The 21,550-nt window shown below is 65.9% G+C and carries 14 protein-coding genes; 5 read left to right on the forward strand and 9 right to left on the reverse strand.

The window, feature by feature from the left end; all coding sequences use genetic code 11:
* Positions 1-44: 44 nt before the first annotated feature.
* From ASR47_RS19965 to ASR47_RS19980, 4 genes are all read right to left on the reverse strand, one after another.
* Positions 45-1,121 carry a porin gene (locus ASR47_RS19965; RefSeq protein WP_065309600.1) on the reverse strand — a complete coding sequence of 359 codons (1,077 nt, stop codon included), beginning with the start codon at positions 1,119-1,121 and terminating at the stop codon, positions 45-47.
* Positions 1,121-4,768, reverse strand: coding sequence for a hydantoinase B/oxoprolinase family protein (locus ASR47_RS19970; RefSeq protein ID WP_065309521.1), 3,648 nt, complete (start codon positions 4,766-4,768; stop codon positions 1,121-1,123). The genes ASR47_RS19965 and ASR47_RS19970 overlap by 1 nt, the downstream gene beginning before the upstream one ends.
* 24 nt (positions 4,769-4,792) lie before the next feature.
* Complete coding sequence (locus ASR47_RS19975; RefSeq protein WP_065309601.1) at positions 4,793-6,067, reverse strand: MFS transporter; 1,275 nt, start codon at positions 6,065-6,067, stop codon at positions 4,793-4,795.
* Positions 6,068-6,155: 88 nt separating this feature from the next.
* Entirely contained in the window at positions 6,156-6,929 is a 774-nt protein-coding gene (locus ASR47_RS19980; protein WP_065309522.1) for a putative hydro-lyase, read from the reverse strand.
* Positions 6,930-7,093: 164 nt separating this feature from the next.
* Here ASR47_RS19980 and ASR47_RS19985 point away from each other — a divergent pair, with 164 nt between their 5' ends.
* Complete coding sequence (locus ASR47_RS19985; protein ID WP_065309523.1) at positions 7,094-8,029, forward strand: LysR family transcriptional regulator; 936 nt, start codon at positions 7,094-7,096, stop codon at positions 8,027-8,029.
* A 16-nt stretch (positions 8,030-8,045) separates the two neighbouring features.
* Here the strand turns inward: ASR47_RS19985 and ASR47_RS19990 are convergent, their stop codons facing one another.
* The 3 genes from ASR47_RS19990 to ASR47_RS20000 all read right to left on the reverse strand — a co-directional run bounded on the left by ASR47_RS19990 (position 8,046) and on the right by ASR47_RS20000 (position 10,643).
* Positions 8,046-8,945, reverse strand: a complete 900-nt coding sequence (locus tag ASR47_RS19990; RefSeq protein ID WP_065309524.1) for a DMT family transporter — start codon at positions 8,943-8,945, stop codon at positions 8,046-8,048.
* An 82-nt stretch (positions 8,946-9,027) separates the two neighbouring features.
* Positions 9,028-9,564 carry a cytochrome b gene (locus tag ASR47_RS19995; protein WP_065309525.1) on the reverse strand — a complete coding sequence of 179 codons (537 nt, stop codon included), beginning with the start codon at positions 9,562-9,564 and terminating at the stop codon, positions 9,028-9,030.
* On the reverse strand, positions 9,561-10,643 hold the full coding sequence (locus ASR47_RS20000) for a catalase family peroxidase (protein WP_065309526.1): 1,083 nt from the start codon (positions 10,641-10,643) through the stop codon (positions 9,561-9,563). The genes ASR47_RS19995 and ASR47_RS20000 overlap by 4 nt, the downstream gene beginning before the upstream one ends.
* 221 nt (positions 10,644-10,864) lie before the next feature.
* Between ASR47_RS20000 and ASR47_RS20005 the strand changes: the two genes are divergently transcribed.
* Positions 10,865-12,016 (forward strand): zinc-binding metallopeptidase family protein, encoded by a 1,152-nt coding sequence (locus ASR47_RS20005; protein WP_065309527.1) that lies wholly within the window; start codon positions 10,865-10,867, stop codon positions 12,014-12,016.
* Here ASR47_RS20005 and ASR47_RS20010 read toward each other — a convergent pair.
* Positions 11,943-12,779, reverse strand: coding sequence for a transglutaminase-like domain-containing protein (locus ASR47_RS20010; protein ID WP_245714420.1), 837 nt, complete (start codon positions 12,777-12,779; stop codon positions 11,943-11,945). The two genes, ASR47_RS20005 and ASR47_RS20010, sit on opposite strands and share 74 nt — an antisense overlap.
* 199 nt (positions 12,780-12,978) lie before the next feature.
* On the opposite strand from ASR47_RS20010, the gene ASR47_RS20015 reads away from it, so the two are divergent.
* Genes ASR47_RS20015 through ASR47_RS20025 form a run of 3 tightly spaced genes read left to right on the forward strand, consistent with a single transcriptional unit; the run spans position 12,979 to position 19,885 of the window.
* Entirely contained in the window at positions 12,979-16,323 is a 3,345-nt protein-coding gene (locus ASR47_RS20015) for a transglutaminase family protein (RefSeq protein WP_065309528.1), read from the forward strand.
* A 50-nt stretch (positions 16,324-16,373) separates the two neighbouring features.
* A complete protein-coding gene (locus ASR47_RS20020; protein WP_065309529.1) occupies positions 16,374-18,962 on the forward strand; it encodes a circularly permuted type 2 ATP-grasp protein in 2,589 nt (862 codons plus the stop codon).
* Positions 18,959-19,885, forward strand: coding sequence for a transglutaminase family protein (locus ASR47_RS20025; RefSeq protein WP_065309530.1), 927 nt, complete (start codon positions 18,959-18,961; stop codon positions 19,883-19,885). Before ASR47_RS20020 ends, ASR47_RS20025 begins: the two co-directional genes overlap by 4 nt.
* Positions 19,886-19,916: 31 nt before the next feature.
* On the opposite strand, the gene ASR47_RS20030 is transcribed toward ASR47_RS20025, so the two are convergent.
* The gene (locus tag ASR47_RS20030; RefSeq protein WP_217270599.1) at positions 19,917-21,485 is read right to left on the reverse strand and encodes a methyl-accepting chemotaxis protein; all 1,569 of its coding nucleotides are present in this window, start codon (positions 21,483-21,485) and stop codon (positions 19,917-19,919) included.
* Between the last annotated feature and the right edge of the window lie 65 nt (positions 21,486-21,550).

The following is a 21,550-nucleotide window of genomic DNA, read 5'->3' on the forward strand; positions in this document are numbered from 1 at the left end:
GGTTCTGGCCAGCGCCGCTTCGCAGGCCGGCTTTGGCCGCCTTTTCAAAAACTGTGGCGCACGCCGAGATTGATCGCGCGGTTGCCGCTGCCGCCCTCGATGGCGCTGCCCACCGTGTAGCCGGCACCGTTGCGATTGCGTATCGACGCCAGTACGCCGTACAGGTCGGTGCGTTTGGATAGCGCATGGCGGTAGCCGGCCGCCACTTGCTGCGCATCCTGGTTGTACGCCGTCTTGTCGTTCTTGCGGATATACGACACCAGCCAGGTGCCCGCGCCCTGCGGCACGCTCAGCCCCACCAGCACCACGTTGCTGTCGGTGCTGGCCACCGGCGCCACGGCCGCGCCGAACGGATTGTTCAGGTTGCGCGCCAGAGCGCTGTTCAGGCCCTGGTCCACGCCGTAGGCAAAATGTGCCTTGAACGAGCCCGCGTCATACATGGCGGTCGCCACCGTGTTGCGGGCGCTGCCGGCATTGCGCAAGGCGGCCGTGTCGTTGTCGCGATGGTGGTAGGCCAGGCGCAGCGCCCACGGCCCGCCCGCGTAGGCGAGCGCGCCGCCCAGCTGGCGCCCGGCGCCGCTGTCGCCGGCCACCTCGCCGGCGCCAGCCACCAGCTCGGCATTGAAGCCTTGCATCACGGGCGAACTGTACTTGACGGAATTGTCCATGCGGCTGGCCGCGTTACCGGTGGCCATCATCAGGTTCTTGCTGTCGCCGGCCGTGCCCGAGTTGAACGGATCGACGGCGGCGATCGCCAGGTATTGCGGCGTGTACTGGCGCCCGAGGGTGACCGTGCCGGCTTGAGTCTGCAGGCCGGCGTAGGCCTGGCGCCCGAACAGCAGGCCGCCCTGCCCCAGTGCGCCGGTGTCGGCCTGGAAACCGTTTTCAAGCAGGAATACCACCGCCATGCCGCCGCCCAGGTCCTCGCGGCCCTTGAAGCCGAGGCGCGAGCCGGACGCCACGCCGCTGGTCAGCCTGGTGACGCCGGCGATACCGCCGCTCTCGCGCACCAGCCCCATGTCGACCGTGCCGTAGAGCGTGAGGTTCGACTGCGCGGACGCCGGGCCTGCCAATGCGGCCATCACCGCTCCCGCCACTGCCGCGTATTGCAATTTCTTCATCATGCTTTCCCTTGATTGGTATTTTCTTTGCCAAAGCCGCCGCCGCCGGGGGTCTCGATGGCGAACACGTCGCCAGCTGCCATGTCGGTGGTGTGGGTGGCGCCGAAGCGTTCGATCACGCCGCCGGCCCGTTCGACCCAGTTGCGTCCCAGCGCGCCGGGCGCGCCGCCGGCCAGGCCGAACGGCGGCACGCGGCGGTGGCCGGCCAGGATATTGGCGGTCATCGGCTCTAGGAAGCGGATGCGGCGCAGCGCGCCATCGCCGCCGCGGTGCGCACCGCCGCCACCGCTGCCGCGCACGATGGCGTGGGTTTCCACCAGCACCGGGAAGCGCCATTCGAGCACCTCGGGGTCGGTCATGCGCGAGTTGGTCATGTGGGTCTGCACGGCGGCCGTGCCATCGAAGCCGGGACCGGCGCCGGAGCCGCCGGCGATGGTTTCGTAATACTGGTGCTGGTCGTTGCCGAACGTGAAATTGTTCATCGTGCCCTGTGACGCCGACAGCACGCCGAGCGCGCCGTACAGCGCATCGGTGACGGTCTGCGACACTTCCACGTTGCCTGCCACCACCGCCGCCGGATAGCGCGGGTTGAGCATCGAGCCTTGCGGCACGATCAGCGTGAGGGGTTTCAGTACGCCCTCGTTCATCGGGATGTCGCTGTCGATCAGGGTGCGGAACACGTACAGCACCGCCGCCTTGCACACCGACAGCGGCGCGTTGAAGTTGCTCGGGCGCTGGTCGCTGGTGCCGGTAAAATCGACCGTGGCGCCACCGCTGGCGCGGTCGATGGTGAGCGCCACCTGCACATGCGCGCCGTCGTCCATCTGGTAGCGGAAGCTGGCGTCTTTCAGGCCCGCGATGGCCTTGCGCACCGCCGCCTCGGCGTTGTCCTGCACGTGCCGCATATAGGCCACCACCACCTCCACGCCGTAGATCCCGGTGGCCTTCATCAGCTCGCTGGCACCGGTTTCGCAGGCGCCCAGCTGGGCGATCAGGTCGGCGATGTTCTGGTCGATATTGCGGCTCGGCCAGGGACCGGCGCCGAACAGGCCGCGCACATACGGTTCCAGGAACACGCCTTGATCGACGATCTTGACGTTGTCGAGCAGCACGCCCTCCTCCTCGATGGTGGTGCTGTTCGGTGGCATGGAGCCGGGCGTGATGCCGCCCACGTCACCGTGGTGGCCGCGCGCGGCCACGTAGAACTGCGGCCCGCCGCTGCCCGCATCGGCGCGGGCATACACCGGGCACACCACCGTGATGTCCGGCAGGTGGGTGCCGCCGTTGTACGGCACGTTGAGCATATAGGCGTCGCCGGGCGCCATGCTGGCGGCATGCTGGCGGATCACGCACTGCACGCTGTCGCCCATCGAGCCCAGGTGGACCGGGATGTGCGGCGCGTTGGCGATCAGATTGCCCTCGCGGTCGAACAGCGCGCACGAAAAGTCCAGCCGCTCCTTCATGTTGACGGAGTAGGCGGTGTTTTCCAGGGTGGTGCCCATCTGGCGCGCGATGGCCATGAACAGGTTGTTGAAGATCTCGAGGTGGATCGGGTGGACCTCGGTGGTCATCTTGTGGGCGCTGCCGGCCGCGCCCACGCGCTCGAGCAGCAAGGTGTGGTCGGGCAGCACGCGCGCGGCCCAGCCGGCATCGACCACGGTGGTGGCGATCTGCTCGCGGATCAGCGCCGGACCGTGCACGCGCGCGCCCACGGCCAGGTCGGCGCGCACGTGCAGCGCGATCGGCACTGTCTGGCCGTCGACATAACTGTAGATACGATCATCGCCGCCTTGCTCGGCCTGCGGCGCGGCCGGCACCGCGATTTCGAACCCGGCGCCGTCACCGGCGCCGATGGCCTCGGCCGATACCGATTCGATCACCAGCGCCTGGCCTGCCATCACGAAGCCGAAGCGGCTCTTGTACAGGGCGGCGAAAGCGGCGGCCATCTCGTCCATGGCGCCCAGCGGCACCACCAGCGTGGAATCGCTGTCCTGGTATTTCAGGCGCGCGCACAGTTCCACCGTGATCGCCCCGGGCGCCACCTGCTGCGCCAGCAGGTCGCTGCGCGCTTCCTGCGCCAGCGACGCCAGCCGTGGTTGCAGGGCAGCGAGCGTGGACTCGCTCAGCAGCTGTTCGACCGCCGCTTCGCGGATGGCGCGGATATCGGCCAGGCCCATGCCGAAAGCGGACAGCACGCCGGCAAACGGGTGGATCGCAATCGTGCTCATGCCCAGCACGTCGGCCACGCGGCACGCATGCTGGCCGCCGGCGCCGCCGAAGCAGCACATGGCGTAGCGGCTCACGTCATAGCCGCGCTCGACCGAGATCGACTTGATGGCCTGCGCCATATTGTCCACCGCGACGGCCAGGAAACCGTCGGCCACGGCCGATGGCGACAGGCGGGTGCCGGTCTCGCGCGCTATCTGTTCGGCCAGGGCCTCGAAGGCGCGCGCCACCACCTCGCGGTCGAGCGGCAAGTCGCCATGCGGGCCGAACACGCGTGGAAAATGATCGGGCTGGATGCGGCCCAGCATGACGTTGCAGTCGGTGACCGTGAGCGGGCCGCCCTTGCGGTAGCTGGCCGGGCCCGGATTGGCGCCGGCCGATTCCGGCCCCACCTTGAAGCGGCCGTTCTCGAAGCGGCAGATCGAGCCGCCGCCGGCGGCCACCGTGTGGATATGCATCATCGGCGCGCGCACACGCACGCCGGCCACCACGGTTTCAAACACGCGCTCGTAGGCGCCGTCGTAGTGGGCCACGTCGGTCGAGGTGCCGCCCATGTCGAAGCCGATCACCTGTTTCAAACCGATCGCCTCGCAGCTGCGCACCGCGCCGACGATGCCGCCGGCGGGGCCGGACAGGATGGCGTCCTTGCCCTGGAAGCGGCCGGCGTCGGTCAAGCCGCCGTTCGACTGCATGAACATGATGCGGGTGTCGCCGGTGTCGGCGGACACCCGCGCCACGTAGTCGCGCAGCACCGGCGACAGATAGGCGTCGACCACGGTGGTGTCGCCGCGGCCGACAATCTTCATCAGCGGGCTCACTTCGTGGCTGACCGAAATCTGCCGGAAGCCGGCCGCCTGCGCCAGCTGCTTGAGCACCTGTTCATGGCGCGGGTAGCGGTAGGCGTGCATCAGGACGATGGCGATGGCATCGAAACCCTGTTCGCGCAGCGCGGCGAACTGGCGCGCCACCTGCGCGGTGTCGGGCGCCTGCAAAACCTCGCCGTGGGCGGCGATGCGTTCGTCGATCTCGATCACCTGTTCGTAGATCAGGTCCGGCAGCGCGATCTTCATGGCGAAAATGTCGGGCCGGTCCTGGTAGCCGATGCGCAGCTGGTCGGCAAAGCCCCGGGTAATGGCCAGCGCGGTGCGCGCGCCCTTGCGTTCGAGCAGCGCGTTGGTGGCCACCGTGGTGCCCATCTTGATCACCTCGATCTGGCCGGCCGGCAGCGGCGCGCCGGCCGCAAGGCCCAGCAGGTCGCGCATGCCCTGGGTGACGGCGTCGTCGTAGCGCTCCGGGCATTCGGACAGCAGTTTATGGGTGACCAGCTTGCCGTCGGGACGGCGCGCCACGATGTCGGTGAAGGTGCCGCCGCGGTCGACCCAGAATTGCCAGCGCAGCGGGAGAGTAATAGCATTGTTCATGATGTAGGTTCTTTGTCTGGTGGATCAGGATTCGAGCTGCTTGCCGCGGGTTTCGGGCAGCGTCAGGGCGGCGATGATCATCACGCCGTAGGCCACGGCGGCAAAGATGCCGATCGCCTCGCCCAGCGCCATCGATTTGCTGCTCAAGCCGATAAACAGCGGGAACAGCGAGCCGATGGCGCGGCCCATGTTGTAGCTGAAGCCCTGGCCCGAGCCGCGGATCTCGGTCGGGAACAGTTCGGTCAGAAAGGCGCCCATGCCGCTGAACACGCCGGAGACGAAAAAGCCCAGCGGAAAACCGAGGAACAGCATCACGCCATCGGTGACCGGCATGCGGGTGTAGGCCAGGGCGATGCACAGCGAGCCGACCGCGAACAGGATGAAGTTCTTCTTGCGGCCCAGGTAGTCGGTGAGAAAGGCGCTGACGATGTAGCCCACATACGAGCCGACGATGACCATCGCCAGGTAGCCGCCGGTGCCCAGCACGGTCAGGTGCCGCTCGGTTTTCAGGTAGGTCGGCAGCCAGGTGGTGATGGCGTAGTAGCCGCCCTGGGCGCCGGTGGTGAGCAGCACGGCGCGCACGGTGATGCTGATCATCTTCGGCGAGAAGATGGCCGCGAACGAGGCGCGCTCCTGCGCCTTGATGGCCTTGGCCTGGCTGGCAACGAAGACTTCGGGTTCTTCGACGAAGCGGCGCACGAAAATGACGAAGATCGCCGGCAACACGCCCAGCAGGAACAGCGAACGCCATGCCCATTCATCGGGCAGTATCGAGAACATCAGCGCATACAGCAGCGCCGACATGCCCCAGCCCAGCGCCCAGCCGGCCTGCACCATGCCGACGGCCTTGCCGCGGTCCTTGGCGCGTATCACTTCGCCGATCAGGATGGCGCCGGCAGTCCACTCGCCGCCCATGCCAAAGCCCATCAGCGCGCGGGCCACCAGCAGTTGTTCGAAGTTTTGCGCAAAGCCGCACAGCACGGTAAAGAAGGCGAACCACAGGATGGTGATCTGCAGGGTCTTGACCCGGCCGATACGGTCCGACAGGATGCCGGCAAGCCAGCCGCCGACGGCCGAGGTGAGCAAGGTGACGGTGCCGATCAGGCCCGCGTCGCCCTTGGTCAGGCCCCAGGTGGCGATCAGGGTGGGAATCACGAAGCTCAAAAACTGGGTATCCATGGCGTCGAGCGCATAGCCGATCTTGCAGCTCCAGAAGGTGCGGCGCTCCTTGCTGGTCAACTCGTGGAACCAGGCGAAATAGCCTTCCTTTTTCCCTGTGCTTAGCGTGTTACTACTCACGCCTTTGTTTAATTCTGTGCTCATGCTGCTCCCCTTTTTTATCGATGCGGTCTGCCCTGCCGGTGCGGATGCCGCTATTGGTGAATGCTTAAAATGCGGCCAGGTCGGCGTTGCGGATATCGGTCACCAGCATGTAGCCCGGCTGGTGGGTGATCACCAGCGGCAGGCGCGCGTGGCGGATCGCCTCTTGCGGCGTCACGCCGCAGGCCCAGAACACCGGCAATTCGTCGGCCATGATCTCGACCGGGTCGCCGTAGTCGGGCCGGGCGATGTCGGCGATGCCGATCAGCGCCGGGTCGCCCAGGTGCACCGGGGCGCCATGGATGGCGGGAAAGCGGCTGGTAATCTGGATCGCGCGGATGGCGTCGGCCGCCTTCATCGGCCGCATCGACACCACCATCTCGCCGCCGAACGGGCCGGCCACCTGGTTGGCGCGGCTGCTGCGGTACATGGCCACGTTGCGGCGCTGCGCGACATGGCGCAGGGCGATGCCGGCGTCGATCAGCATCTGCTCGAACGAGAACGAACAGCCGATGGCGAACACCACCAGGTCGTCGCGCCACCATTCGTGCAGCGACTGCGGCTGCGCCGCCAGTTCGCCGTGGCGATAGACGTTGTAGCCGGGCACATCGCTGCGCAAGTCCATGTCGTGGCCCAGCGCCGGCAGGTTCCACTGGCCTGGCGTGCCCACCGCCAGCAGGGGACAGGCGCGCGGATTGCGCTGGCAAAACAGCAGGAAGTCGGCCGCGTATTGCTGCGGCAGGATCACCAGGTTGGCCTGGGCATGGACGCCGCAATAGCCGGCAGTGGGCAGGCGGAAGTGGCCGTCGCGTACCTGGCGCCGTAGTTCGAGTGGGGTCATGGCTGTTATCTCTCCTGGAAAAATCTGGTGGTGTGAAAACTGCATGACTTCAGAATAATCCCGAATATCGGTCCCTCGCCAACTAGTAATTTTTGCTGCGCGCGCATAGTTTTTCTTAACGCTTTGTTCTACACCGGTGCATCGGGTTAAGGTATTCTGTTTTCATGAACACACGCTTTCTCGAGACCTTCATCACTCTGGCCCAGCTACGCAGTTTTCGTGCCACCGCGCGCGCCCTGCACGCCACGCCGGCCGCCATCTCCTTGCGCATCAAGAGCCTGGAAGAGGAACTGCAGACCGAGCTGGTCGACCGCGGCAGCAAGGAGTTCCGCCTGACACCGCACGCCGAATACCTGCTCAACCACGCCAAGGCGGTAGTGGACGCCACGCGCCGCCTGCAGACGGCGGCGCACAAAGATAGTGCAATCCGCGGCCGGCTGCGCCTGGGGGTGATCGAATCGGTGGTGCACAGCTGGCTGGCGCAGTACATTCGCGAGCTCAATGTGTTGTATCCGGAGCTGGAAATCGACCTGGCGGTCGATATCAGCCATGTGCTGGAGCGCCGCCTGCGCGCGCGCGAACTGGACCTGGTGATACAGGTCGAGGGCGTGGCAGGCAATGAGATCGTGTCGCAGGCGCTGGCGGTGTACCCGCTGCGCTGGATCGCGCGCCGCGGCCTGCTCGACATGCGCCAGGATGGGCTGCTGCAGCGCCTGCTGCAATGGCCGATCCTGACCTTCGGGCGCGGCACGGCGCCGCAGCGGGCGGTGGAAGATATCGTCGGCAAGATGGCCAACCTGGCGCAGATCCCGCTCGAGCAGACGCGCATCACCTGCTCGCCCTCGGTGGCGGCCATCGTGCAACTGGTGCGCGACGGCTACGGCGTGGCGGCCATTCCCGGCCTGTTCGTGCTCAAGGCGCTGGAAGACGGCGAGTTCGTGGAGCTGCCGGTGCAGCCGGAGCCGCCGCACATCATCGTCGCCATGTGCTTCCACGCCAACGCCGACATGCTGGTCCACAAGGCGGCCACCGCCGCGCGCCACGCCTGCGCCAATTATTGCCGGCAGCAGGGAACGCGGTATATCAAGCCGCTGGGGTGATGCGCTAACACGGTAGTCAGCGCCGGGCCGACACCACGATGCCCGCCACGATCAGCACGAACGCGGCGCCGTGGTACAGGTGCGGCGTTTCGCCGAGGATGGCGGCCGACAGCAGCGCCGTAAACAGCGGCGTGAGGTTGACGAAAAACGCGCCGACGCCCGGTCCGGCCAGGCGCACGCCCTCGCCCCAGCAGCGAAAGGCGATAATGGCGGGAAAAATCGCCACATAGGCCAGCGCGCCCACCAGGGCCCAGCTCCATTGCACCGCGATCGGGCCCAGCGCCTGCTCGCCCAGCGCGAACGCGCCCGACCACAGTGCGCCGAAGCCCACCTGCGCCAGCAAAAAGCCGGCCCAGTCGGCGCGCAGCGCAGCCGGTTCGGTGGTGCGCATCAGCAGCCAGCTGTAGAACGACCAGGCGATGCTGGCCAATATCATGAACAGGTCGCCCGCGACCAGCCGCAGTCCGAGCACATGGCCCCATTCGCCGCGCGCCAGCACCACCAGCACGCCGGCGATCGACAGGACGGCGCCGGCCAGCTGGCGCGCACTGACAGGCGCGCCGAAGAACAGCCGGCCGCTGAGCATCATCCATACCGGCAGGCTTGACGCCACCAGGGTCACATTGATCGGCGTGGAGCTTTGCAGCGCCAGGTACTGCAAGGCGTTGAACATGCCGATGCCAAGCAGGCCCAGCATGGAATACCGGCGCCAGTGCCGCCACAGGGCCGAACCGCGCGCGAAGACCGGGCCGGCCAGCGCCAGCAGGATCAGGCAGGCGATGCTCCAGCGCAGCAGGTTGAGCAGCACCGGCGGCACCATGGCGTGCACCAGCCGGCCGACGATGGCGTTGCCGGCCCATAGCAAAGGCGGCAAGGTCAGCAGGAAAACGGTACGGAAGTTGAGGGGCGTGGTCATGAGCGCAGCATAAACCCGGATACCCCTCCCTCGCCAGCGAGTAATCTTTGCCGCAGCCGCCTGGTTTTTCTTGACGCCAGGGCTACTTGCGCTCGCCCCTGGCCATCTGGCCGAACACCGCGTCGCGCCGCACCCAGGCGTGGAACAGCGCCGCACCCAGGTGGGCCAGGATGGTAGCGAACAGCACATACGCCAGCACGCCGTGCAGCGGACGCAGCATGCCGTAGAGCTCGGGGCTGTGCGGCACGATGGCCGGCAGGTGCAGGCCGCCGAACAGCGGGATCGGATAGCCGCCGGCCGACAGCATGGCCCAGCCGATCAGCGGCATGGCCAGCATCAGGCCATACAGCAGCCAGTGCGAGGCGTGGGCGGCAAATTTCTGGATCGCCGGCAGGTCGCTTGGCAGCGCCGGCGTCGGCCGGCTCAGGCGGTTAAGCAGGCGCACGATGGCCAGCAGCAGAATCGCGATGCCGAGCGGACGGTGCAGGTCCAGCAGCTGGGCGCGGTACTGCAGGGTGACGACCATGCCGGCGCCGACAAACAGCATGGCGAGGATGGCCAGCGCCATGGACCAGTGCAGCACGCGGGCCAGCAGATTGAAGTGGCGTGGGCGGTTCATCGGGCGCTCCCGTTCTGGTCGGCTGGATAGGCGGATTTGCCGGCGCTGATTTCACGCTCGCGGCGGTTGAACGACACCGAATAGGCGGCCGAGCGGGCGCGCAGGATGGGGTCGTCGCTGCCTTTGACGCCGTCGGGCAGTATCAAGGGGTCGAAATTGAGGTCGCGGCAAGGACCGGTCGCCTGCGGCTCGGCGTGCGCCAGGCTCAGGGTGCCGATGGTGGCCTCCTTGCGCGTGTCGGGCCAGGCTTTCGATGGATCGGTGATCGGGTCGCCCGGCTCGGCGATCTGCGCCACCAGGTCCCACACCAGCGGGCCGGCGGCAAGACGTTGATCCAGGTCGGCCATCAGGAAATCGGCATCGGCAGCTTTCAACTGCTCCGGCGACATCGCCACGAACGCCGTGCGCGGACGCATCGACCAGCGCACCATGCGCCTGGCGCCTTGTGCATTGGTCAGCGCGAAGGCGTTCACGCCGTTAAAACGGGTGCTGCCAAGGCTGTCCGACCTGGGCGCGGTTTTCGCCCAGGCCTGGAAGGCGGCGATCTCGGGATGGGCGGCCAGCACGGCTTTCATCTTTGCGGGGTCGGGCTTGCCGGTGGCCGGATCCGGCTTGCCGGCCTCGTTCATCGCCTGGAAGGCCTGCGGCGTGGCTGCGGCAAAGAACGGGAAACTGTTCATCGCGATACGCCATTCCTGGCCATCATCGGTTTTCAATTGCACCGCCATGCCGCGCACCGGCGAAGCGCCGTCCGGCGCATAGGGGTTGTTCGACGACGCGGAAAAGCGGCCGATCACGGCAATCGCCGGCTGCGAAAACGCGCGCGCCTTCGACAGGCTGGCCGCGTCCGGCGCGGGGGTAAAGGTACCGGCAAAGCAGACGCCCTTGCTGTGCGCGCGCCGGAAACCGGGCGCCTGCGTGCCCGATGTCTGCGCAAAGTCCATCATTTTCTGCGGCGTCAATTGGTGGTTGCCGAACCAGCCGCCGACCCACGCGAACAGCGCGGCGAGGGCCAGCAGGATCAGGGCGATCGGTAACAGCGGCAGCAGGGAGCCGCGGCGTGGCGTAGGGGTGGGCATGTCGTTCTGGCTTTCGTGGAGTCGATGGCTGGCGACAGGGAGTAGTCGGCTGGACCGCGATCATAGCGCGTCCGCGAAAGCTGTGCTTTTCGGCATGAAAGTTATCAATCTCATACCCTGCGCACGATTGCGAGTGCTTGTCCTACATGCCCATCTCAGCGACGGGTTTGCTGTTAGATTGTGAAATCACAACATCCATAACCCCACTCACCCGGTGCCCCATGAAAACGTTTCATTGTGACAAGTGTTCCCAGCAAGTGTTTTTCGAAAATACCCACTGCGCCAATTGCGACAGCATGCTGGGCTATGAACCCTCGCTGCGCACCATCAACAGCTACGAAGCGGCCGGCGATGGCCGGTGGCGCAGCCTGAATGTCCGGGACGAAGGCAAGCTGTACAAGCAGTGCGGCAACTATCTGGAGCACAATGTGTGCAACTGGATGATCCCCGCCGACGACCCGCACGAGCTGTGCGAATCTTGCCAGTTCACGACGGTGATTCCCTCGCTGTCGTCGGAGAAGAACGTGGTGCTGTGGTCGCGCCTGGAAACGGCCAAGCGCCGCCTGCTGTTTTCGCTGGCCGCGCTGAACCTGACGCCGGCCTCGAAAGAAGATGCGCCGGAGACCGGCCTGGCGTTCCAGTTTCTGGAAGACGGCGTGGCGGACCAGTGCGTGATGACGGGCCACGACAATGGCCTGATCACCCTCAATATCGCCGAAGCCGATCCGGCCGAGCGCGAACGCACGCGCGAGCAGATGCATGAGCGCTACCGTACCCTGCTGGGCCACTTCCGCCATGAAAGCGGCCATTATTATTTCGACCGGCTGGTGGCCGACAGCCAGTGGACAGACAGCTTCCGCGCGCTGTTCGGCGACGAACGCGCCGACTACGGCGAGGCCCTGCAGCGCCATTACAGCGAAGGCCCGGCCGCCGACTGGGAACAGCGTTTTGTCAGCAGCTATGCCAGTTCCCACCCGTGGGAAGACTGGGCCGAGACCTGGGCCCACTACCTGCACATGATCGACACGCTGGAAACGGCGCACGCCTGCGGCCTGTCGCTCAAGCCCGCCAAGGCCGACGAACCGGCGCTCAACAAAGTGACCCTGCCGACCAGGGTCGACACATTCGACGACACCATTGCCGACTGGTTCGCCCTGACGTATGTGCTCAACAGCCTCAATCGCAGCATCGGCATGCCGGACTCGTATCCGTTCAAGCTCAGCACGCCCGTGCTGGAGAAGCTGACCTTCGTGCACAAGGTGGTGGCCTCGTACAAGAAGACCGGCATCAGGCACCTGTTTACACCGGTGGCGCCAGCGGCTGCACCGTTACCCGCATCCGATGCGGTGGCAGCGCCGGTCCGAACTGGTTGAAAATGGCCACATCGGCCGCGTCGTGCCCGTAGGCCAGGGTGACGCGCCCGCCACGCGCCATCTGCTGCGTGGGGTCAAAGGTGTACCAGCGGCCGCCTACCCAGGCCTCGAACCAGGCGTGCAGGTCCATCGGCGCCAGGCCGTGCAGATAGCCCACCACCATGCGCGCCGGTATGCACAGGCTGCGGCACAGCGCGATGCCCAGGTGGGCCAGGTCGCGGCAGACACCTTCGCGCCGCTGGTTCACTTCGACGGCCGTCATCTGGCCGTACACCGTGGCCGGGTCGAAGCGCACCTCGCGTCGTATCCAGTCGCACAGCGCGCTGGCCTGGTCGTAGCCGGGCGCCGCGCCGGCGACGATTTCGCCGGCCATGGTGGCAAACTGCTCCGATTCGCAATAGCGGCTCGGCAGCAAAAAGGCCAGCACCGCATCGGGCAACTGCTGCACGGCGTCGAACGGCGCGCCGGGCGCGACGTCGATATCGTCAGCCGTCATGACGTCGGCCGAGGTCTCGATGGCAAATTCGCCGGCCGGCGCCACCAGCCGCTGGCACAGGTTGCCATACATATCGGTAAATTCCGCCACCGGCACACTTGGCGTAAGCGTATAAGCCTCGCGCGCCACCCATTGCTGGGCGCCGCTGCGCGGACGCAGCATCAGGATGAACGGCGTCGCACCGTCAAGGGTGAACTCGAGCTTGCAGGCAGTGCGCAGCCACATGGCGTGAATCGCTTTCAATATCAGGGTGGTCTGCACCATCATGGCGCAGGGTGCAAGATGCAATTCATCGGCGCGGTGCGTTGCGGGCGTGACGAGTACACAAAGTATCTTAGCACTCCACTATTATCAAGAAACGTGCCTACCGTGCGCGGCGTGTTACGCTGATATTTCTGGTATGAATCATGCTTACCCAAGCTTATCGCGATGATCAACGTCGCGCCCACATGAAAAGGCATTCCGCATGGCTATCCGTATCGCGCTGCACCACAAGACCAGTTACCGCTACGACCGTCTGGTCAATCTGTCGCCGCACGAAGTACGGCTGCGCCCGGCGCCGCATGCGCGCACGCCCATCCTGTCGTACTCGCTGACGGTGCAGCCCGAAGACCATTTCATCAACTGGCAGCAAGATCCTTACGGCAATTACATCGGCCGTTTTGTGTTCCAGGAAAAAACCGACGTGCTCGACTTCACGGTCGACCTGGTGGCCGACATGACGGTCATCAATCCGTTCGATTTTTTTGTTGAAAAATATGCCGAAACATTCCCGTTCGCCTACCCGGAGCAGCTGGCGGCGGAACTGAGCCCCTACCTGGCCAAGGAAGCGGCAGGACCGCTGCAAACCGCCTGGGTGGCGTCGGCACGCGAAGCCTTGCTGGCGCAGCCGATGCTGACCAATGACTTCCTGGTCGCCATCAACCAGCGCCTGCAGCTCGATATCGCCTACCTGCTGCGCATGGAGCCCGGCGTGCAGGCACCCGAAGACACGCTGGAAAAGCGCTCCGGTTCCTGCCGCGACACCGGCTGGCTGCTGGTGCAGATCCTGCGCGAACTGGGCCTGGCGGCGCGTTTCGTGTCCGGCTACCTGATTCAATTGCGCGCCGACCAGCAGGCGCTCGACGGCCCCAGCGGCGCGGCCGAAGACTTTACCGACCTGCATGCGTGGACCGAGGTGTATATCCCCGGCGCCGGCTGGATCGGCCTGGACCCCACGTCCGGCATGCTGGCCAGCGAGGGACACATTCCGCTGGCCTGCACGGCGATGCCGTCGTCGGCCGCGCCCGTCAGCGGCTACACCGACCAGGCCGAAGTGACCTTCTTCCACGAGATGACGGTGACCCGCATCCACGAAGACCCGCGCGTGACGAAACCGTATTCGGAAGCGGACTGGCAAAAGATCGACCAGCTGGGCCAGCAGGTCGACGCCGACCTGAAACGCCAGGATGTGCGCCTCACGCAAGGCGGAGAGCCGACGTTTGTGTCGATCGACGACATGGATGGCGCGCAATGGAACACCCTGGCTCACGGCGACGAAAAACGCGAGCTGGCCGGCAACCTGATGCACCGCCTGAAAAACCACTTCGCGCCGGGCGGCATGCTGCACTACGGCCAGGGCAAATGGTATCCGGGCGAGCCGCTGCCGCGCTGGGCATTGAATATTTTCTGGCGCGTCGACGGCCAGCCGATGTGGCTGGACGCGTCCCTGTTTTCCGACGAACACGTCGATGACGGCTATGGCAGCGAACAGGCGGCCAGCTTTGTGGCCGAACTGGCCAGGACACTGCGCCTGCCCGCCAACAGCCCCATCGCCGCCTACGAGGACGTGCTGTTGCAGGCCCAGCGCGAACAGGCGCTGCCGCGCAATCTCGATCCCTTGCTGGCCGACCTGAAGGCCCCCGAAGAGCGGCGCCGCCTGGCGCGCCTGCTGGAACGCGGCCTGGGCCAGGTGGCCGGCTATGTGCTGCCGCTGAAAGCGGCCGACCATGACCCGGCCGTCATGCTGGGCACCAACTGGCGCACCTCGGCCTGGCCGCTGCGCCGCGAACACCTGTACCTGCTCGAAGGCGATTCGCCGATGGGCCTGCGATTGCCGCTGGCGACCCTGCCGTGGGTGCTGCCGGAAGAGCGCGAAGAGGACATGGAATTCGATGTCGATCCGTTCGCCCCGCGCGGCGCGCTGCCGGCCGCCAAAAAAGACAAGCGCCCGGTGCTGGGCCTGGCCGCCGGCAAGGCCGAGAGCAGCGCCAAAACACGCACGCCGCAAGACCCCGCCGCCCGCGAGGTAATCCATACGGCGCTGTGCGTCGAGGCGCGGGCCGGCCGCCTGTACATCTTCATGCCGCCGTTAAAGCGCATCGAGGACTACCTGGCGCTGGTCACGGCGGTGGAAAACACGGCGTCCAGGCTGAAGCTGAAACTGCGCATCGAGGGCTATGCGCCGCCGCGCGACCCGCGCGTCAAGCTGCTCAGCGTGACCCCCGACCCCGGCGTGATCGAAGTCAATATCCATCCGGCGGCCAGCTGGAATGAGCTGGTGTATAACATGTCGACGCTGTACCAGGAAGCGCGCCTGACGCGCCTGGGCACCGAAAAATTCATGCTCGATGGCCGCCACACCGGCACCGGCGGCGGCAACCACGCCACCCTGGGCGGCGCCACCGCCGAAGACAGCCCGATGCTGCGCCGGCCCGACCTGCTGAAAAGCCTGATCACCTACTGGCAGGTGCATCCGGCCTTGTCCTACCTGTTCTCGGGCACCTTTATCGGGCCAACCAGCCAGGCGCCGCGCGTCGATGAAGCGCGCGACGACAATCTGTACGAGCTGGCGATTGCCTTCCAGCAGATGGACCAGGTGCTGCCGACCATGCACCCGGGCGACAAGCCGTGGATGGTCGACCGCCTGCTGCGCAATATGCTGGTCGACCTGACCGGCAATACGCACCGCTCGGAGTTTTCAATCGATAAATTGTATTCGCCGGACGGCCCGACCGGCCGCCTGGGCCTGGTGGAATTTCGCGCCTTCGAAATGCCGCCGCACGAGCGCATGAGCCTGCTGCAAATGCTGCTGCTGCGCGCCCTGGTGGCCCGCTTCTGGCGCGAACCGTTCCAGGCCAAGCTGGTGCACTGGGGCACGGCGCTGCACGACCGCTGGATGCTGCCGCATTTCGTGGCCCAGGATATCCGCGACGTCGCGCGCGACCTGCGCGCGTCCGGCTACCAGTTCGAGGATCACTGGTTCGAGCCCTTCATCGAGTTCCGCTTCCCGCGTTTCGGCACCGTGGTCTACGAGGGCGTGGAAATGGAACTGCGCCAGGCCATCGAGCCGTGGAATGTGCTGGGCGAGGAAGTGTCCGCCGGCGGCACGGCGCGCTATGTCGATTCGTCGGTCGAGCGCATGCAGCTGCTGGTGCGCGGCCTGACCGACGGGCGCCACATCGTCGCCTGCAACGGCCGCATGCTGCCGCTGCATCCGACCGGCGTGCCGGGCGAATACGTGGCCGGCGTGCGCTTTCGCGCCTGGAGCCCGTGGTCGGCACTGCACCCGAGCATCCGGGTGCAGGCGCCGCTGACGTTCGACCTGGTCGACACCTGGAGCGGGCGCGCCATCGGCGGCTGCACCTATCACGTGGTGCATCCGGGCGGGCGCAGCGAGGCCGGCTCGCCCGTCAACGCCAACGCCGCCGAGGCACGCCGCTTTGCGCGCTTCTGGCCGCATGGCCATACGCCGGGCCCGATGACTGTGATGAAAGAGGCACACAATCCGAGCTTCCCGATGACCCTGGACTTGCGCTGGCAGCCGTATTGACCTATTGTTGCGTTCCTGCAATCTATTCCATCCTTTTGTAGCGCGCAACCATGCCCTCTCCCCTTCTTGCCCATTACCTGGCCGCGCCCGACAGCTTCGACGAGATGCTGGACGCGGCCAGGGTGCCGCGCGCCCACTGGCGCGCGATGCTGGCCAACCTGGAGCACGAAGCGCCAAGCATGATGCGCCAGCGCAACGAGATGGTGCAGCGCCAGGTGCGCGAAAACGGCGTTACCTACAATGTGCCGGCCGACCGCGACGGCCGCCAGCGGCCGTGGGACCTGAACGCCCTGCCCCTGATACTGCCACCGGACGAATGGAGCGTGATCGAAGCGGCGGTGATACAGCGCGCCACCCTGCTCAACCAGATCCTTGGCGACGTCTATGGCGAGCAGCAGATGCTGCGCGAAGGGTTGCTGCCGCCGGCGCTGATCCACGGCCATGCGGGCTTTTTGCGGCCCTGCCACGATATCGCGCATCATGACAACGTGGCCCTGCATTTTTACGCGGTGGACCTGGCGCGCGCGCCCGACGGCGGCTGGTGGGTGGTGGCCGACCGCACGCAAGCGCCGTCGGGCGCCGGCTATGCGCTGGAAAACCGCGCCATCATCTCGCCCACCTTCCCCGACCTGCTGCGCGAACTGAAGGTGCAGCCGCTGTCGCGCTTCTTCCGCACCATGCACGACAGCCTGGTGCACTGGGGACGGCGCTGCGCGGCCAGCGGCGATACGCCGGCGCCGCTGCGCGACGGCGACATGCCGCTGATCGTGCTGCTGACGGCCGGCCCGCGCACGGCCAGCTATTACGAGCAAGCCTACCTGGCGCGCTATCTCGGCATGCCTCTGGTCGAAGGCGGCGACCTGACCGTGCGCGACGGCGTGGTCTACCTGAAAACCCTGGCCGGCCTGCAGCGCGTGCACGTGATCCTGCGCCGGGTCGACGATGAAGCCTGCGATCCGCTGGAACTGGACAGCTCGATGCTCGGCGTGGCGGGGCTGACCCAGGCGGCACGGCGCGGCAATGTGCTGGTGGCCAACAGCTTGGGTTCGAGCCTGCTCGAATCGGGCGCCCTGCTCGGCTTCCTGCCGGCGCTGTCGCGCCGCCTGCTGGGCGAACCGCTGAAGATGCCGTCGGTAGCGACCTGGTGGTGTGGCGAGCCGCCCGCCCTGGAAGCGGTAATCGAAAAGCTCGACCGCCTGGTGATCAAGCCCAGTTTCTCCCAGCGGCCGCAATCGGCGGTGTTCGGCCGCGACCTGGACGGCGCGGCGCGCGTAGCGTTTATCGCCCGACTGCGCGCCAACCCTGGCAATTTCATCGCCCAGGAAGTGGTGCGGCTGTCGCAGGCGCCCGTGTGGAAAGGCGGCGCCACGCCTGGCCTGCAGGCGCGCGCCATCGGCCTGCGCGTGTTCGCCTGCGCCACGCCGAACGGCTACGTGGTGATGCCGGGCGGCCTGACGCGCGTGGCCACCGGCCCCGACGCGCGCGTGCTGACCATGCACATGGGCGGCGCCAGCAAGGACACGTGGGTGCAGGCGCGCACACGGGTGGACGTGCAGCGGCCGCAGCACCGCAGCATCACCAGCGAGAACCTGGTGCGCGAAGACACCAACCTGTCGAGCCGGGTGGCGGAAAACCTGCTGTGGTTCGGCCGCCATGCCGAGCGCTGCGACAATACCGGCCGCCTGCTGCGGGTGGCGCTGCATTTCCTGTTCAACGTGCGCTTCGACCAGCGCGGCGCCGAGTGGCCGACCGTGGAAGCCTTGTGCATCCACTTCCAGCTGCTCGACGCGGCGAAAAAGCCGGCGCCGGTGTCGGCACAAACCCAGTCGCAGAGCCCGGGCGGACAAACCCAGTCGCAAACGGGCGCGGCGCCGGCCACCATCTTCAGCGACGCCGAGATCGAATCGGCGCTGCTGCTGGCGGTGGTGTCGCCCGACGTGCCCGGACTGGTGCGCCAGCAGCACCAGCTGCACCAGGTGGCCGGCCAGCTGCACGAGCGTTTTTCGGTCGACAACTGGCGCGCCCTCAATCGCATGGTGCAGCCGGCGGTGCACGCCGGCGAGCGGCCGTCGCAGTCGGCGGCGATGACCATCCTCGACGACGCCGCCGCCTCGCTGATGACACTGGCCGGTTTCGCGTTGGATGGCATGACGCGCGACCTGGGCTGGCGCTTCATGTCGATCGGCCGCCGTCTCGAACGGCTGCAATTCCAGTGCGAAGTGCTGCAGCGCGCGCTGGCGATGGACCGCAACGGCAACCTCGAATGGCTGCTTGAACTGTCCGACAGCATCGTCACCTACCGCGCCCGCTACCGCGCCCAGCCCGAGTGGCTGCCGGTGCTGGACCTGCTGCTGTGCGACGAAAGCAATCCGCGCTCGGTGCTGTTCCAGATCGACGGCATCCAGGGCACGCTGCAAAGAATCGAGCAGACCCACGGCGCCTGCGGCGCTCACCTGCTGGCGCCATTGAAGGATGAATTGAACGCGCTGGCGCCGGGCACCGATTTAAACTATGGCAACGCCAGCCTGAGCGCACTGCTGAACCGGATCCAGCTGGCCAGCGCGGCCCTGTCCGAGCAGATCAGCGTGCAGTTTTTCAGCTATACCGGCAATGGCCAGCAAAGAAAGCGCACATCATGAGTGACTGGCCCGACGGCGCCACAGCCTGCGCCCGCTATCGCGTGGTGCACGAAACGCGCTACCGCTACCAGAGCACGGTCACCCTGTCGCAGCAATACCTGCACATGACGCCGCGCCCGTTTGCCTGGCAGCAGACCGAATCGCAGCTGATCTGGCTCGACCCGGTCATCAGCGAAGGCAAGGACGGTATCGACTACTTCGGCAACAGCGTGCGCCACGTGGCGCTGACGGTGCCGCACGACAGCCTGCTGGTGCATGCCGAATCGACGCTGCTGCTGCGCGCGCGCCCTGGCCTGGCGGCCATCGCGGCCAGTTTGCCGTGGGAGAGCGTGCGCGACATGATGGGCAAGGAAAAAAGCGCCACCACGCTCGAAGCGTGCCGCTATCTGTATGCCTCGCCGCATGTCAAGTGGTTCGCGGAACTGGAAGCCTATGCGCGCGCGAGCTTCACGCCGGGCCGGCCTCAGCTCGACGCGGCGCTGGACCTGACGCAGCGCATCTTCGACGACTTCGAATTCGACAGCAAGGCCACCGAGATTTCAACCCCGCTGGAACAGGTGCTGCGCGGCCGGCGCGGCGTCTGCCAGGATTTCGCCCAGCTGATGATAGGCTGCCTGCGCAGCATCGGCCTGCCGGCGCGCTACATCAGCGGCTACATCCTGACCCACCCGCCCGAAGGCAAGCCGCGCCTGGTCGGCGCCGACGCCTCGCACGCCTGGGTCTCGGTGTATTGCCCCGCGCTGGGCTGGATCGATTTCGACCCGACCAACCGCTGCCTGGTGCAGCACGAACACATTACCCTGGGCTGGGGCCGCGACTTCAGCGACGTCACGCCGATGCGCGGCATCGTGCTCGGCGGCGGCAGGCAGGACCTCGATGTGCAGGTGACGGTGACGCCGCTGCCTCTGCCCGGCCAGGTGTGAGGCGCAAGCGCGCGGCGCTTGCGCGACGGTTTCACTCAATCAACAGGCTGGCGCTCCTCGAGGCCGAGCCATCATCGAGCCGGAATACCTTGATGGCCTGCGCCAGTTGGGCCGCCTGATCCTGCATGGATTGGGCAGCGGCGGCGGCCTGCTCGACCAGGGCGGCATTTTGCTGGGTAACTTCGTCCATTTTGATGATGGCGATATTGACTTCCTCGATGCCACCGCTTTGCTCTTGCGTGGCGGAGCTGATTTCGCTGACGATATCGCTCACCTTGCGCACACTGGCGACCACCTCGACCATCGTGCTGCCGGCCTGGTCGACCAACTTGCTGCCAGCGCCGACTTTTTCCACCGAGTCATTGATCAAGGCCTTGATTTCCTTCGCGGCGGCGGCACTGCGTTGCGCCAGGTTGCGCACTTCGCTGGCCACCACGGCAAAGCCGCGGCCTTGTTCGCCTGCACGGGCGGCCTCGACCGCCGCGTTCAGCGCCAGGATATTGGTCTGGAAGGCGATACCGTCGATGACGCTGATGATATCGACAATCTTGCGCGACGATGCGTTGATCGAATTCATGGTGGAAATGACTTCGCTGACCACCTCGCCACCCTGGCCGGCGACCGCCGCGGCGGTGGCGACCAGGCTGTTCGCTTCCAGGGCGTTGACGGCGGTCTGCTTGACGGTGGAGGTGAGCTCTTCCATCGCGGCCGCCGTTTCTTCAAGCGACGCCGCTTGCTGCTCCGTGCGCGACGATAAATCGAGATTGCCGCTGGCAATTTCTTGCGACGCGATATTAATCGCCACCGTGCCGCCGCGTACTTGCCCGACCAGCGTCTGCAAACTGGCCGTCATGGTTTGCATGGCGCGCTGCAACTGGCCGATCTCGTCGGTCGAAGCGACCGTCATCGACGCGGTCAGATCGCCGCTGGCGACCCTTTCAGCGACGCTGACCACGGCACGCAGCGGCCGGCTGATCATGCCTGCGATGAACAAGGCCAGCGTCACGCTGATCAGCATTGCCGCCGCCAGAATCCCGATAATCCACGCCCGTGACGAGGACATCAGATAGTCGTTGGTGACCAGGGCGCGGCCGCTTTCCTCCTGGCTCAAGTCGACCAGTTTGTCGACGATGTCATTGACCTTGCGGAACAATTTCACCGAATCGCCACGAATGGCTTTTCGCGCCTCGTCCTGATTGCCTGCGCGCGACAAGGCCAGTACGTTCTTGCCGGCCGCCCGATAAGCCACAAAAGATTGATTCAACGATTCGAATAGTTGTTTTTCTTCGGCGCTATCGACCAATAAGGTAAATTTTTCAACATACCCCGTAAATTCTTTGGTGCGGGACTCGATGCTCTTTTCGTAGTAGTCGAAATCGCTGACCTCGCTGGAAAGAATGTGCTGCAATTCCGATACCCGCATGCGGTTCAGGGTCGCTTTCATCAGCAAGGCGTAGCGCACGCTGGGCAAGGTGTTGTTAAGCACCCCGGTAGAGGCGGCATTGAGGCGCTCGGTTTGCAAAATGCCGAAGATGCCCGTCGCCAGGGTCAGAATCAAAATGATCAAAAAAGAAAGCAACAGCTTGTATGCGATCTTCATATTTGTAAACCATTGCCAGTTCATATATTTACCTTTCAAGCCGTTTAAACTACGATGTTTCTTGC

The organism is Janthinobacterium psychrotolerans (genome assembly GCF_001677885.1).
GTDB classification, from domain to species: Bacteria; Pseudomonadota; Gammaproteobacteria; order Burkholderiales; family Burkholderiaceae_D; genus Janthinobacterium; species Janthinobacterium psychrotolerans.

Excerpts from the sequence above, each read along its gene's own strand:
- ASR47_RS19970 (WP_065309521.1), bottom strand. The coding sequence starts at position 4,768 with ATGAACAATGCTATTACTCTCCCGCTGCGCTGGCAATTCTGGGTCGAC.
- ASR47_RS20005 (WP_065309527.1), top strand. The coding sequence starts at position 10,865 with ATGAAAACGTTTCATTGTGACAAGTGTTCCCAGCAAGTGTTTTTCGAA.
- ASR47_RS19990 (WP_065309524.1), bottom strand. The coding sequence starts at position 8,945 with ATGACCACGCCCCTCAACTTCCGTACCGTTTTCCTGCTGACCTTGCCG.
- ASR47_RS19965 (WP_065309600.1), bottom strand. The coding sequence starts at position 1,121 with ATGAAGAAATTGCAATACGCGGCAGTGGCGGGAGCGGTGATGGCCGCA.
- ASR47_RS20000 (WP_065309526.1), bottom strand. The coding sequence starts at position 10,643 with ATGCCCACCCCTACGCCACGCCGCGGCTCCCTGCTGCCGCTGTTACCG.
- ASR47_RS19980 (WP_065309522.1), bottom strand. The coding sequence starts at position 6,929 with ATGACCCCACTCGAACTACGGCGCCAGGTACGCGACGGCCACTTCCGC.
- ASR47_RS20015 (WP_065309528.1), top strand. The coding sequence starts at position 12,979 with ATGGCTATCCGTATCGCGCTGCACCACAAGACCAGTTACCGCTACGAC.
- ASR47_RS19985 (WP_065309523.1), top strand. The coding sequence starts at position 7,094 with ATGAACACACGCTTTCTCGAGACCTTCATCACTCTGGCCCAGCTACGC.
- ASR47_RS19995 (WP_065309525.1), bottom strand. The coding sequence starts at position 9,564 with ATGAACCGCCCACGCCACTTCAATCTGCTGGCCCGCGTGCTGCACTGG.
- ASR47_RS20010 (WP_245714420.1), bottom strand. The coding sequence starts at position 12,779 with ATGATGGTGCAGACCACCCTGATATTGAAAGCGATTCACGCCATGTGG.
- ASR47_RS20025 (WP_065309530.1), top strand. The coding sequence starts at position 18,959 with ATGAGTGACTGGCCCGACGGCGCCACAGCCTGCGCCCGCTATCGCGTG.
- ASR47_RS20020 (WP_065309529.1), top strand. The coding sequence starts at position 16,374 with ATGCCCTCTCCCCTTCTTGCCCATTACCTGGCCGCGCCCGACAGCTTC.
- ASR47_RS20030 (WP_217270599.1), bottom strand. The coding sequence starts at position 21,485 with ATGAAGATCGCATACAAGCTGTTGCTTTCTTTTTTGATCATTTTGATT.